The organism is Oceanicella actignis, assembly GCF_900111545.1.
Lineage (GTDB): Bacteria > Pseudomonadota > Alphaproteobacteria > Rhodobacterales > Rhodobacteraceae > Oceanicella > Oceanicella actignis.
The window spans coordinates 116,499-128,854 of record NZ_FOHL01000002.1 but is presented as its reverse complement, the minus strand read 5'-3'; the positions used below and the strand labels follow the sequence as shown (position 1 = coordinate 128,854).

General features: G+C 71.0%; 11 protein-coding genes. 2 read left to right on the top strand and 9 right to left on the bottom strand.

Annotated elements, in window-relative coordinates:
* Window positions 1-43 precede the first annotated feature (43 nt).
* Complete coding sequence (gene ilvN / locus BMW67_RS03265; protein WP_072745963.1) at window positions 44-613, top strand: acetolactate synthase small subunit; 570 nt, start codon at window positions 44-46, stop codon at window positions 611-613.
* A gap of 325 nt (window positions 614-938) precedes the next feature.
* On the opposite strand, the gene BMW67_RS03260 is transcribed toward ilvN, so the two are convergent.
* The 5 genes from BMW67_RS03260 to BMW67_RS03240 all read right to left on the bottom strand — a co-directional run bounded on the left by BMW67_RS03260 (window position 939) and on the right by BMW67_RS03240 (window position 6,784).
* Complete coding sequence (locus tag BMW67_RS03260) at window positions 939-1,763, bottom strand: ABC transporter permease subunit (RefSeq protein ID WP_072745964.1); 825 nt, start codon at window positions 1,761-1,763, stop codon at window positions 939-941.
* Entirely contained in the window at window positions 1,760-2,653 is an 894-nt protein-coding gene (locus BMW67_RS03255; RefSeq protein WP_072745965.1) for an ABC transporter permease subunit, read from the bottom strand. The genes BMW67_RS03260 and BMW67_RS03255 overlap by 4 nt, the downstream gene beginning before the upstream one ends.
* On the bottom strand, window positions 2,650-3,795 hold the full coding sequence (locus tag BMW67_RS03250; RefSeq protein ID WP_072745966.1) for an ABC transporter ATP-binding protein: 1,146 nt from the start codon (window positions 3,793-3,795) through the stop codon (window positions 2,650-2,652). Before BMW67_RS03250 ends, BMW67_RS03255 begins: the two co-directional genes overlap by 4 nt.
* A gap of 4 nt (window positions 3,796-3,799) precedes the next feature.
* Window positions 3,800-4,897 carry a polyamine ABC transporter substrate-binding protein gene (locus BMW67_RS03245; RefSeq protein ID WP_177174478.1) on the bottom strand — a complete coding sequence of 366 codons (1,098 nt, stop codon included), beginning with the start codon at window positions 4,895-4,897 and terminating at the stop codon, window positions 3,800-3,802.
* A 204-nt stretch (window positions 4,898-5,101) separates the two neighbouring features.
* A complete protein-coding gene (locus BMW67_RS03240) occupies window positions 5,102-6,784 on the bottom strand; it encodes an ArnT family glycosyltransferase (protein WP_072745967.1) in 1,683 nt (560 codons plus the stop codon).
* 196 nt (window positions 6,785-6,980) lie between these two features.
* On the opposite strand from BMW67_RS03240, the gene BMW67_RS03235 reads away from it, so the two are divergent.
* The gene (locus BMW67_RS03235) at window positions 6,981-7,982 is read left to right on the top strand and encodes an MBL fold metallo-hydrolase (protein WP_245728443.1); all 1,002 of its coding nucleotides are present in this window, start codon (window positions 6,981-6,983) and stop codon (window positions 7,980-7,982) included.
* Window positions 7,983-8,076: 94 nt separating this feature from the next.
* Here the strand turns inward: BMW67_RS03235 and BMW67_RS03230 are convergent, their stop codons facing one another.
* The 4 genes from BMW67_RS03230 to BMW67_RS03215 all read right to left on the bottom strand — a co-directional run bounded on the left by BMW67_RS03230 (window position 8,077) and on the right by BMW67_RS03215 (window position 12,282).
* Window positions 8,077-9,069 (bottom strand): NAD(P)H-dependent flavin oxidoreductase, encoded by a 993-nt coding sequence (locus BMW67_RS03230; protein WP_072745968.1) that lies wholly within the window; start codon window positions 9,067-9,069, stop codon window positions 8,077-8,079.
* 89 nt (window positions 9,070-9,158) lie between these two features.
* Window positions 9,159-10,190: a zinc-binding dehydrogenase gene (locus BMW67_RS03225; protein ID WP_072745969.1), complete on the bottom strand. Its 1,032-nt coding sequence runs from the start codon at window positions 10,188-10,190 to the stop codon at window positions 9,159-9,161.
* Between the two features lie 146 nt (window positions 10,191-10,336).
* Entirely contained in the window at window positions 10,337-11,575 is a 1,239-nt protein-coding gene (locus tag BMW67_RS03220) for an acyl-CoA dehydrogenase family protein (protein WP_072745970.1), read from the bottom strand.
* Window positions 11,572-12,282, bottom strand: coding sequence for a TetR/AcrR family transcriptional regulator (locus BMW67_RS03215; RefSeq protein WP_177174477.1), 711 nt, complete (start codon window positions 12,280-12,282; stop codon window positions 11,572-11,574). Before BMW67_RS03215 ends, BMW67_RS03220 begins: the two co-directional genes overlap by 4 nt.
* Window positions 12,283-12,356: the final 74 nt, after the last annotated feature.

The window sequence follows — 12,356 nt, the reverse complement described above, 5'->3', positions numbered from 1 at the left end:
GCATCGCGGCCGCGCCGGCGGCCATGCCAGGGATCGACACGACATGAACGCTCTTCGCATCAAGCGCGGCTCGTCCTCGCACTCGGCCTACAACCTGCGCCCGGCCCTGAAGGAGGGCGAAGAGCGCCGCACCCTCGCCGTTCTGGTCGAGAACGAGGCCGGCGTGCTGGCGCGGGTGATCGGCCTGTTCTCGGGGCGCGGCTACAACATCGAAAGCCTGACCGTGGCCGAGACCGACCATGTCTCGCACCGCTCGCGCATCACCATCGTCACCACCGGCACCCCGGCGGTCATCGAGCAGATCAAGGCCCAGCTGGCGCGCATGGTGCCGGTCTACGACGTGCACGACCTGACCACCGAGGGCCCCGCCGTCGAGCGCGAGATGGCGCTGGTCAAGGTCGCCTGCACGGGCGAGGCCCGCGTCGAGGCGCTGCGCCTGAGCCAGGTGTTCCGCGCCAATGTGGTGGACACCACGCTGGAAAGCTTCGTCTTCGAGCTGACCGGCGCGCCCGAGAAGATCGACGCCTTCGTCGAGCTGATGGCGCCGCTGGGTCTGGTGGACGTGGCGCGCACCGGCGTCGCGGCGATCACGCGCGGCCCCAAGGGCATGTGACCGCGCCGGGCGGCCCCGCACGCCGCCCGGCAAGCGGCCGCAACGGCTTCGCGGCCCCGCGCGCATCGCCGCGAACAAGGGCGCGGGCGGGGGCGCGCGACAGCCGCAGGCGCAGCCGGACCGCCCATCCTGCTGCGACGCCCGTCCATCCCGCGGCGGCGCCCGGCCCGCGATCCGCGGCGCGCGCCCAGCGTCCCCGGCGGGCGGCTTGCCCCGGACCCCTCTGCGCGCCGCCGATCCGGCGCCGCGCTCGGGCCTCGCCGCGGCGCTTGGGCGGCGGGCCGGACCGGCGCGGCGGATCCGCCCCGGCCCTTTCAGCCCCCGCTCAACCCTCGTCGCGCGGCGCGCGCCGTGCGGCCGGCGTCAGACCGCCGCGCAGCATCGTCGCGGCCAGGATCGCCGCCACCGCCACGATCATCAGCGTGGCCAGCGCGTTGATCTCGGGCGAGACACCCAGACGCACCTTCGAGAACACCACCATCGGCAGCGTCGAGGCCCCCGGCCCGCTGACGAAGCTGGCGATCACCAGATCGTCGAAGCTGAGCGTGAAGCTCAAGAGCCAGCCCGATACCAGCGCTGGCGCCAGCGCCGGCAGCGTGACGTCGAAGAACACCCAGGGCTGGCGGGCGCCAAGGTCCATGGCCGCCTCTTCGACGCTTTCGTCCATGTCGGCCATGCGCGCCTGCACGATCACCGCCACGAAGGCCATGCAGAAGGTGGCGTGCGCGATCACGATCGTGTCCACGCCGCGCCCGGCCGGCCAGCCGAAATTCGTCTCCATGATGATGAACAGCAGCAGCAGCGACAGACCCGTCACCACCTCGGGCATGACGATGGGCGCCGTGGCCATGCCCGCCAGCAGAAGCCGCCCGCGAAAACGCCCGAAGCGGCTCAGCGCATAGGCGATCATCGTGCCGAAGACCGTGCCCACCGTGGCGGCCATGACCCCGACCTTGACCGAGATCCACGCCGCCTCCAGCACCTGGTCGTTGGCCATGAGCTCGCCATACCAGCGCGTGGACCAGCCGCCCCACACGCTGGCCAGCTTCGAGGCGTTGAAGCTGTAGATCATCATGATGACGATGGGCGCGTAGAGCATGGCGAAGCCCAGCGCGGCCCCCGTCGGAACGACCCATCCGCGGCGTTTCATTCCTTCACCCCCAGCGCGTTGCGGATGAACATGATCGGCAGCGCCAGGAAGGCGAGCATGGCGATCGCCACCGCCGAGGCCACCGGCCAGTCGCGGTTGTTGAAGAACTCGGTCCACAGCACCTTGCCGATCATCAGCTGATCGGGCCCGCCCAGCAGCGCCGGGATCACGTATTCGCCCACCGCCGGGATGAAGACCAGAAGGCAGCCCGCCGCGATGCCCGGCGCCGACAGCGGCAGCGTCACCGTCAGGAAGGCCCGCGTCGGCCCGGCGCCAAGGTCGTGCGCGGCCTCGAGCAGCGAATCGTCCAGCTTCTCGAGCGTGGCGTAGAGGGGCAGCACCATCAGCGGCATGTAGCCGGTGACGATGCCCGCATAGACCGCGAAATCGGTCTGCAGCATGACGATGGGCGCAAATCCCAGCGCCTCGAGCAGCGTGTTGACGAAGCCCGTGGGCGCCATCAGCCCGATCAGCGCATACATGCGCAGCAGGAACGAGGTCCAGAAGGGCAGCACGACCAGCATCAGCAGCATCGGCCGCCGCCGCGGCGCGGCGCGCGCGATCGCCAGCGCCATCGGATAGGCGATGACGAGGCAGATCAGCGTGGCGCTGGCCGCCATCCAGATCGAGTTGAGATAGGCCGTGTAGTAGAGCGGGTCCTCGAGCAGGAACAGGTAGTTGCCGAAGTTGAGGATGATCGTCAGCACCCCGTCGGCCCATTCCCAGATGTCGGTGAAGGGCGGCCGGGCGATGGCGGGCTCGGCCAGGCTGACGCGCAGCACCACGGCGAAGGGGATCAGGAAGAACACCCCCAGCCAGGCCATGGGCGCCAGCGCGACCAGCGCCCGGCCCATGCGCGCCAGCGGGGCGCGGCGGCGCGGCGCGCTCATGACGTCAGCGCCACGCCGGCCTCGGGCGGCCAGCTGATCCAGGCGCGGTCGTTCCAGGTCAGCCCGTCGGCGTGGCGGCGCTCGACATTGGCGCGCGTCACCCGCACCGTCTTGCCCCCGTCGAGGCGCACGCGGTAGTGCGTGAGGCCGCCCAGATAGGCGATGTCCTCGATCACGCCTTGCGCGGCGTTGCGCGCGTCGTCGGGGCGGGCGGCGGTCAGGCGCATCTTCTCGGGGCGCACGGCGACCCACAGCGTCTGCCCCATCTGGCAGCTGAGCCCGTGATGGATGAAGATCTCGGCGCCCAGATCGGTGTCGCCCAGCAGGACGTGATCGGCCTCGTCCTCGACCACGCGGCCCTCGAAGATGTTCACCGAGCCCACGAACTCGGCGATGAAGCGGTTGCGGGGGTATTCGTAAAGATCGCGCGGCGCGTCCACCTGGATCAGCTCGCCCGCGTCCATGACCCCGATGCGGTCGCCAAGGGTCATCGCCTCTTCCTGGTCATGGGTGACGACGATGAAGGTGGTGCCCAGCTTTTCCTGGATGTCGAGCAGCTCGAACTGCGTCTCCTCGCGCAGCTTCTTGTCCAGCGCCGACAGCGGCTCGTCCAGAAGCAGCGCCTTGGGCCGCTTGACCAGCGCGCGCGCCAGCGCCACGCGCTGACGCTGGCCGCCCGAAAGCTGCGCGGGCTTGCGGTCGGCGAAGGGGGTCAGCTTGACCAGCTCCAGCATCCGCGCCACGCGCTCGGCGCGCTCGGCGCGCGGCACGCCGTCCTGGCGCAGGCCGTATTCCACGTTGCGCGCCACGCTCATGTGCGGAAACAGCGCGTAGGACTGGAACATCATGTTCACCGGCCGCGCCCAGGGCGGCACGCCGGTCATGTCCTGCCCGTCGATCTCGATGCGCCCGCGGTCGGGGGTCTCGAATCCGGCCAGCATGCGCAAGAGCGTGGACTTGCCCGATCCCGAGCCGCCCAGAAGGCAGAAGATCTCGCCCTCGCGCACCTCGAGCGTCAGGTCGTTGACCGCAACGAAGCCCGAGAAGGTCTTGGTCACCCCGCTGATGCGGATGAAGGGGCGGCCGTCGGCGCGGTCCCGGCCGGCGGCCGCCGCCGCGGGGGCGGCGGCGGTCTGGCTCATCGGGTCAGTTCCCGGTCTTCACCCGCGTCCAGGCGCGGTTCACGATCCGGTCGGTGCGCGCGTCATAGGCGACGGCGGTCCACAGGCGCTTCTTCACCTCCTCGGGCGGGAAGATGCCCGGATCGGCCAGGATCTCGGGATCGACATAGGCCAGCGAGTCCTTGTTGGCGTTCGCATACCAGACGTAGTTGGTGATGTCGGCCGTGATCTGCGGATCCATGATGAAGTTGATGAACTTGTGCGCGTTGTCCGGGTGCGGCGCGTCGGCCGGGATGGCCAGGTTGTCGAACCACATCAGCGCGCCCTCCTTCGGGATCACATAGGCGATCTCGACGCCGTTGCCGGCCTCGTCGGCGCGGTCGCGGGCCTGGAACACGTCGCCCGACCAGCCGACCGACAGACACACGTCGCCATTCGCGAGGTCGGTGATGTATTGCGACGAGTGGAAGTAGCGCACATAAGGCCGGATCTTCATCAGAAGCTCGGCGCCGGCCTCGATGTCCTCCTTCTTCTTCGACTGCGGATCGAGGCCCAGATAGTTCATCGCCGCCGGGATCATCTCGGTCGGCGCGTCGAGCAGCGTGATGCCGCAATCGGCCAGCCTGGCGGCGTTCTCGGGGTCGAAGACCAGCGCCCAGCTGTCGGTCGGCGCGTCATCGCCCAGCCGCTCGGCCACCTTGCCGACGTTGTAGCCGATGCCGGTGGTGCCCCACATGTAGACCACGGAATGCTCGTTGCCCGGATCGTGCGCCGCGGCCTTGGCCATGATCTCGGGGTCCATGTGGCGCAGGTTCGGCAGCTTGGACTTGTCCAGCTTCATGTAGACGCCGGCGGCGATCTGGCGCTGGAGGAAATCGCCCGTGGGCACGACCACGTCGTAGCCCGAATTGCCGGCCATCATCTTGGCCTCGAGCACTTCGTTCGAGTCGAAGACGTCGTAGGTCACCTTGATGCCGGTGGCGGCCTCGAACTTGGCGATCGTGTCTTCGGCGATGTAGTCGGACCAGTTGTAGACGTTGAGGACCTTCTCCTCCTCGGCCTGCGCCCCTGCGGCGGCCAGGGCGAGGATGAACGGAGAGATGCGGGCCAGATGCGACTTCATGCTTCACCTTCCTGTCATCGGCGCGGGCGGATCCTTGGGCGCCCGCCGCGCGCTGCGCCGGGCGGGGACGAATCGCTGCGCGCCCCCGCGCCCGGCCTCAGGCCCCGACAATAGCCGCGCCTGCGCGCCTGCGGCAAAGCGAAACTGCCCTTGAAGGCCAATTTCGTGATCACGCACGCCCCGAACGTGATCACGCCGGCGGCGTCAATAGCCGCGGAACCCCTGCACGATCCAGATGCCGTATGCGACCGAGCGGTCGGCATGGGTGGCGAAGGCGCCCTCCTCCCACAGCTCGGCGCGGGCGAAGCGGCGGGCGATGCGCGCCGCCTGCTCGGGGTTCTGGATGACCAGGACCATGACGCGCGCATCCCCCGGCTCGAGCCGCGAGGTCATCTCGAAATGGTTAGAGGGCGCGCCGTCCGGGTCCCACACGGCGATGTCCGCAAGCCCCAGCCCGCCCAGATACATGCACTCGGACAGGCGGCGGCGGTCGTTCGAGGCCAGCGCGTCGGCGCCCTCCTCCTCGAGCGCGGTCAGCGCCCGCTCGCACAAGGGCGCGCCGTCGCGCATCTTCTTGAACGGATCGAAGCGGCGCGGCAGCGACGGGCCGGCCAGATCGTAAAGCGCCCCGGCCGCCAGCACCGCCGCCGCGGCGACGGCGCCGATGACCAGATGCGCGCGCAGCGCCCGCGACCAGCCGCGCTCGAGCAGCCAGCGCGCGGCCAGGATCGCGCCCGCCACATAGGCCGGCGCCGCCCAGTTGGGATTGGCCTGGCTGAGCAGCGCCTGCACGCACATCGCCGCCAGAAGCGGCGCGCTCATCCACGCCGCAAGCCGCGCGCGCCAGTCGGCGCGCCAGCCGCGCGCGCGCGCCGCCCGCCACAGCCCCGCCAGCAACGCCGCGAAGGCCACGGGACCGAACACCCCCAGCTGCGCGCCCAGGAACTCGGCCAGCTTGCCCGGATGCAGGCCGGCGCGCGCAAGCTCGGCATTCTCGGACAGATGCGCGATGGTGGCGAAGCCATGCGTGGCGTTCCACCACAGATTGGGCGCCAGAACCGCCAGCGCCGTCGCCGCCATCGCCGCCGCCCCCATGCGCGCGCGTCGATCCGCCGGCCCCTGGCGCGCGAACAGCGCATAGCCCAGAGCCGACAGGGCGAAGGCGATGGCGGTGTATTTGGCCAGCAGCCCCAGCCCCAGCCCCAGCCCGGCCACTGCCCACCAGCCGGTCTGCGCGCCCTCCCGCGCCGTCATCGCCCGCGTCAGCGCCCACAGCGCCAGCGCCCAGCCCGCCATCATGGGCGGATCGGTGGTCATCAGCATGGCCGACACCGAAACCCCCGGCGCGGCGGTGTAGAGCGCCGCCGCCCAGAACCCGGTGCGCGCATCCCAAAGCCGCCGCGCCGCGGCGAAGATCAGCGCCCCGATCGCCAGATGCGCGACGGGCGAGAAGAAGCGCAGCGAGAAATCCGAAAGCCCCAGCAGCTCGGTCGAAAGGCGGATGAGCCAGGCCGTCAGCGGCGGCTTCGAATAATAGCCCAGGTCCAGCGCCTCGGCGTAAACCCAGTATTGGGCCTCGTCGAAATGAACCGGGACGATGCCCAGGGCGTTGATCGCAAGGCGCAGCGCGAAGACCCCGAGCAGCAGCAGAGCCGCGCGCGCCCACCAGCGCCGGTCATCGGCGCCGGGCGCGCCGGGCGGGCTCTTGCGGCGCGCTTTCGCGGGGCCGCGCGCGCCCGCCTTCGCCGCCCCCCTGGCCGGCGCCTTCTCGCCGCCCTTCGCGCCGCCCTTCGCCGCCCGCGCGCCGGATCTTGCGCCGGCGCGCCCGCGCCCGCCGGAACCGGCCGCCGGACCGCCGGACCGAGGGGTGTCGCCTTGCTCGCTCATGCGCCGCTCCCACGCTGACCATGGCGCCGCGCCCGCGCCGCGCCGCCCGCGCGCAGCTTTGCCCCGAGCCGCCGCCCGACGCAAGGCGCGCGGGGGTCGCGGGGATGGCGGCGGCGGTGGCGCGCCCAGACATTCCGTTGTATGAATGAATGCAGCCCCGCGCGCCCGCCCGGCGCGCCCAGAGAAAGGACCGCGCATGACCGACGCCCGACGCATGCTTCGCCCCGCCGCCCCGTCGCGGCGCGACCTTCTGCGCCTTGCCGCCCTGGCGCCCGCCCTGTCCCTGGCCGCGCCGCTGCGCGCGCTGGCGCTCGGCCCGGCTCCGGCCGATCAGGCGCCGGGCTGGTTCCGCTTCATGCTGGGCGAGACCGAGATCACCATCTGCTCGGACGGCGCGCTCAAGACCCCGACGACGCTGCTGGGCGTCAACGCCCCGCGCGAGGAGGTGGCCGCCTATCTGGCCGCGCACCATCTGGACGCGCAGACCAACTACGCCCACACCAACCACGTCGTCATCCGCCGCGGGCAGCGCGTGGCGCTGGTCGATCTGGGCTCGGGCTCGCGCTGGCAGGCCACGGCGGGGCGGCTGCCGCGGAACATGCAGGCCGCCGGCCTCGCGCCGGACGAGGTGACCGACGTCTTCGTCACCCACGCCCATCCCGACCACATCTGGGGCGCGATGGACGATTTCGACGAGCCGCTCATGGTCAACGCCCGGCACCGCATCGGCGCCGACGAGCGCGCCTTCTGGATGCAGGAGGGGCTGATCGACCGGGTCGAGCCGCAGATGCAGCAATTCGTCGTCGGGGCGCGCAACGCCATCGAAGCGCTGGGCGACCAGCTGACCGACATCGCCCCGGACGAAGAGCTTGCGCCGGGCATGCGCGCCGTGGCCACGCCCGGGCACACGGCCGGGCACATGTCGCTGCTGGTCGAGGATCCCTCGGGCGCCCGTCTCATGGCGCTGGGCGACGCGATGAACCACGCCCTCATCAGCGTCGAGCGCCCCGACTGGCATTTCGGCTTCGACGCCGACCGCGAGATGGCCGCGCGCACGCGCCGCGCCCTTCTGGCGCGCGCCGCCGACGAGGGGCTGGTGGTGGTCGGCTACCACTTCCCCTTCCCCGGCGTCGGCCACATCATCCGCGAGGGCGAGGGCTTCCGCTTCCTGCCGGCGCTCTGGCGCTGGCCCGAGTGAGCGCCCGGGCGCCCGAGCCATGCCCGGGCGCCCGGCCGCTTCGCCTGCGCGGCGCCTGTTCGGAACGCGCGTTCCGGGCGCCTGTTGCGGGCGCTTACTCGGCGGCGCGCTCGCGCGCCGGGGCGGCGCCCAGACACAGGCGCGCGCGGGCCTCTTCGTATTCGCGCTTGAAGCGGGCGACGAGCTGCGCGGCCGGCAGCACCTCGCGCACCGGGGCGATCCCCTGCCCGCAGCCCCAGATGTCCTTCCAGGCCTTGGCCTTGGTGTTGCCGCCCGAGCCGAAGTTCATCTTCGACGGATCGCTTTGCGGCAGGTTGTCGGGATCGAGCCCCGCCGCCTCGATCGAGGCGCGCAGATAGTTGCCGTGCACGCCGGTGAAGAGGTTGGTGTAGACGATGTCCTCGCCGCGCCCGGCGACCACGCCCTGCTTGTAGGCGTCCGAGGCGCGCGCCTCTTCGGTGGCGATGAAGGGCGATCCGACATAGGCCAGATCCGCCCCCATCGCCTGCGCCGCCAGCACCGCCGCGCCCGTGCCGATGGCGCCCGACAGCAGCAGCGGGCCGTCGAACCACTCGCGGATCTCGGACACCAGCGCGAAGGGCGACAGCGTGCCCGCATGCCCGCCCGCGCCCCAGGCCACGGCGATGAGCCCGTCGGCGCCCTTCTCGATCGCCTTGCGGGCGAACTTGTCGTTGACGACGTCGTGCAGGACGATGCCGCCATAGGAATGGATGGCCTCGTTCACCTCTTCGCGCGCGCCAAGCGAGGTGATGACGATCGGAACCTTGAACTTCACGCAGGCTTCGACGTCATGCATCAGCCGGTCGTTCGAGCGGTGCACGATCTGGTTCACCGCGAAGGGCGCGGCGGGATTGTCGGGGTTGGCCTGGTTGTGGCGGTCGAGCGCTTCGGCGATGGTCTCGAGCCACTCGTGCAGCTGCTCGGCCGGGCGCGCGTTCAGCGCCGGGAACGAGCCCACCACCCCCGCCTTGCACTGGGCGATCACCAGGTCGGGGTTCGAGATGATGAAGAGCGGCGAGGCCACCATGGGCACGCTCAGATTCTGCAAGATGGGCGGCAGCGACATGCGCAAGGTCTCCTGTGTTCGGCGCCGGCGGGCGCGGCGCGGGGCGTGCGGATGGCGCGCGGGCCCGAAGGCCCGCGGGCGCGGCGCGCTCAGGGCGTGATCATCACCTTGCCGTCGGGGCGGCGCAACGCTTCGGCCAGGCCCTCGACCACCTGATCGAGCGGCAGCCTGGCGCTGACGTCGGTGCGCCACTTGCCGGTGGCGAAGCGCTCCTGCACCTCCTGCACGACCTTGATGCGCTGTTCCATGGGCGTGGACTGCATCCAGCGCGTCAGCCAGAAGCCCTCGATGCGCTTGTTCATGAAGATGAACTGTCCCATCTGCGTCAGCCGCGGCGCCTCGGACGAGAGCTTGCCGTAGGTGATCCAGCGCGCGCCGCTGCGCATGGCGAAGAACATGTCGGCGCTGTTCTGGTCGCCCACAGCGTCGAGCAGGATGCGCGGCTTGCGCGCGGCGGCGACGGCGGCGAAACGCTCGTGAAAATCGGGGGCGGTGGTGACCAGCACCTCGGCCGCGCCCAGCGCCCGCAGCGCCTCGGCCTGCGCCTCGCGGCGCACGGTGGCGATGGCCGGGATGCCGTGGTCGCGCCCAAGCCCGATGGCCAGCTTGCCCAGCTGGCTGCCGGCGGCGGTGAAGACGAAGCTTTCGGCGCCGTCCTCGCGCACGATGTCGAACATGGCCATGGCGGTCAGCGGGTTGACGATCTGCGCGGCCGCGTCCTCGTCGCGCAGGTCGGGGCGCACGGGGATGCAGGCCGAGGCGTCGGTCAGCGCGTATTCGGCCCAGGCGCCCGAATGGGTGGCGACGAAGGCCACGCGCTGGCCCACCAGCGACTCGGCATAGGCGCCCTTGCCCGCCACCACCGTGCCGCAACCCTCGAAGCCGGCGGGCGCGCCCTTGACGCGCGGCTGGCCGTATTCGCCCTTGATGAAGTGGATGTCCGACGGGTTGACCGAAGCCATCGCGACCTTGATCAGCACCTGCCCCTCGGCGGGCTGGGGCACGGGAATCTCGCGCAGCTCGAGAAAGGGCGCGGCGTCGTCCAGGGTCGGGCCCGTGGCCGTGCCCGAATATCCGTCATGCAGCTGGACGACGGCCTTCATCGTCTGGGGAATGGTCATGGGCTTTGCTTCTCCTGTTGAATGCGCGCCGGATGCGCCGGCGCGTCGGCCCCGGCGCGCCGAACCGCCTGGGGCGGGGCGCGCCGGGGCGCGGGACCGGGGATTGGGGCGCGGGACCGGGGCGGGCGGGGCCGCCCCCGCCGCGCTCAGACCTTCTGCTGGGTATGCTTCTTGAGCTCGGCGCGCGCGATCTGGCGCCGGTGCACCGCGTCGGGGCCGTCGGCCAGGCGCAGCGTGCGCACATGCACCCACATGTCGGCCAGGGGGGTTTCCTGGCTGACGCCGGCGCCGCCGAACATCTGCACCGCCTCGTCGATAACCTTGAGCGCGACGCGCGGCGCGACGACCTTGATCTTGCTGATCCACGGCGCGGCGGCGCGCGCGTCGCCCTGGTCCATCATCCAGGCCGCCTTCAGGCACAGAAGGCGCGCCTGCTCGATCTCCATGCGGCACTCGGCGATGATGTCGTAGTTGGCGCCCAGCTGGTAGAGGGGCTTGCCGAAGGCCTCGCGGGTGAGCGAGCGCTTGATCATCAGCTCGAGCGCCGCCTCGGCCTGGCCGATGGCGCGCATGCAGTGATGGATGCGCCCCGGGCCGAGGCGCCCCTGGCTGATCTCGAAGCCGCGGCCCTCGCCCAGAAGCAGGTTCTCGACCGGCACGCGCACGTTCTCGAACTTCAGATGCAGGTGGCCGTGGGGCGCGTCGTCATGGCCGTAGACCTGCATGGCGCGGATCTTGGTGATGCCCGGCGTGTCGGCGGGCACCACGATCATCGAGTGCTGCTGGTGCTTGGGCCGGTTCGGGTCGGGCGTGTAGACCATGGTGATGTAGACCTTGCAGCGCGGATCGCCCGCGCCCGAGGACCACCACTTCTCGCCGTTGAGGACGTATTCGTCGCCCTCGCGCACGCAGGACATGCGCATGTTGGTCGCGTCCGAGCTGGCCACCCCCGGCTCGGTCATCAGATAGGCCGAGCGGATCTCGCCGTTGAGCAGCGGCTTGAGCCAGCGCTCCTTGTGCTCGGGCGAACCGTAGCGCTCGAGCACCTCCATGTTGCCGGTGTCGGGGGCCGAGCAGTTGAAGGTCTCGGCGCCCAGATGGGCCTTGCCCATCTCTTCGGCCAGATAGGCGTATTCGACGGTGGTCAGGCCCCAGCCGTTCTCGGAATTGGTGAGCCAGAAGTTCCACAGCCCCTCGGCCTTGGCCTTGGCCTTGAGCCCCTCGAGGATCTCGGTCATGCGCGGGGTGAAGGACCAGCGGTCGCCGTTCTTGCCGACCTCGGCCAGGAATTCCTCCGAGGCGGGCGCGATCTCGTCGCGCACCATGGCGGCGACGCGCGCGTGCAGCGGCTTGAGCCGCTCGGTCATGCCCAGATCCATGCTCATGCTTTCTCTCCCTTTTCCGCCGCCGGGCCGTGCAGGCCGTGCAGGCAATAGGCGGCGATCTTTTCGATCAGTTCGTTGCGGTCGGCCTCGGTCTCGCCCTCGCGCGGGCGATACCAGAAGACGGCGCCGTTGGCGGCGGCCAGCATGGTCCGCGCCGTCAGCGGCACGTCGCAGGGGGCGTAGAGGCCCAGCTCGACGCCCTCGGCGATGGCTTTCTCGAACAGGCGCTGGTGCCTGTCGCGCAGCGCGATCAGCCCGGCCAGGGCCTCGCGCTGTTCGGGGGTGGTGGCGGCGCGCAGATGCAGGTCCACGCCCTGCAGCGCGACGCGGTGATAGGGCCGGTCGCGCAGGATCGAGCGCAGATGCGCGCGCAGCATCCGCGCCATGCGTCCCTCGGGCGGGCCGGCGGCGGCCGCGGCGGCGGTCTGTTCGTGGATCAGCTCGAGCGAGTAGCGCACCACGTCCACGAACAGGTCCAGCTTAGAGCGATACCAGTGATAGACCCGCCCCTTGGTCGCGCCCATGCGCCGCGCCACGTCGTCGATCGAGGCCGCGCCGAACCCCTTTTCCATGAAGCACTGCGCCGCGGCGTCCAGCACCTCTTCGCGCGGCGAACGCGCCCCCTCGCGCCCGCCCGCGGCTTCCGCGCGGGCGGCGTCGGGGCTGTCGGGGGCGTTTGCGCCGGCGGCCGGTTCGGCGGGGGTCATGCGGGCTCCGATGGCGGTTGCGTTGACGCGACTCATGCTACATACTACCCGGTATGTTGTCCAGTCCGCAGAAC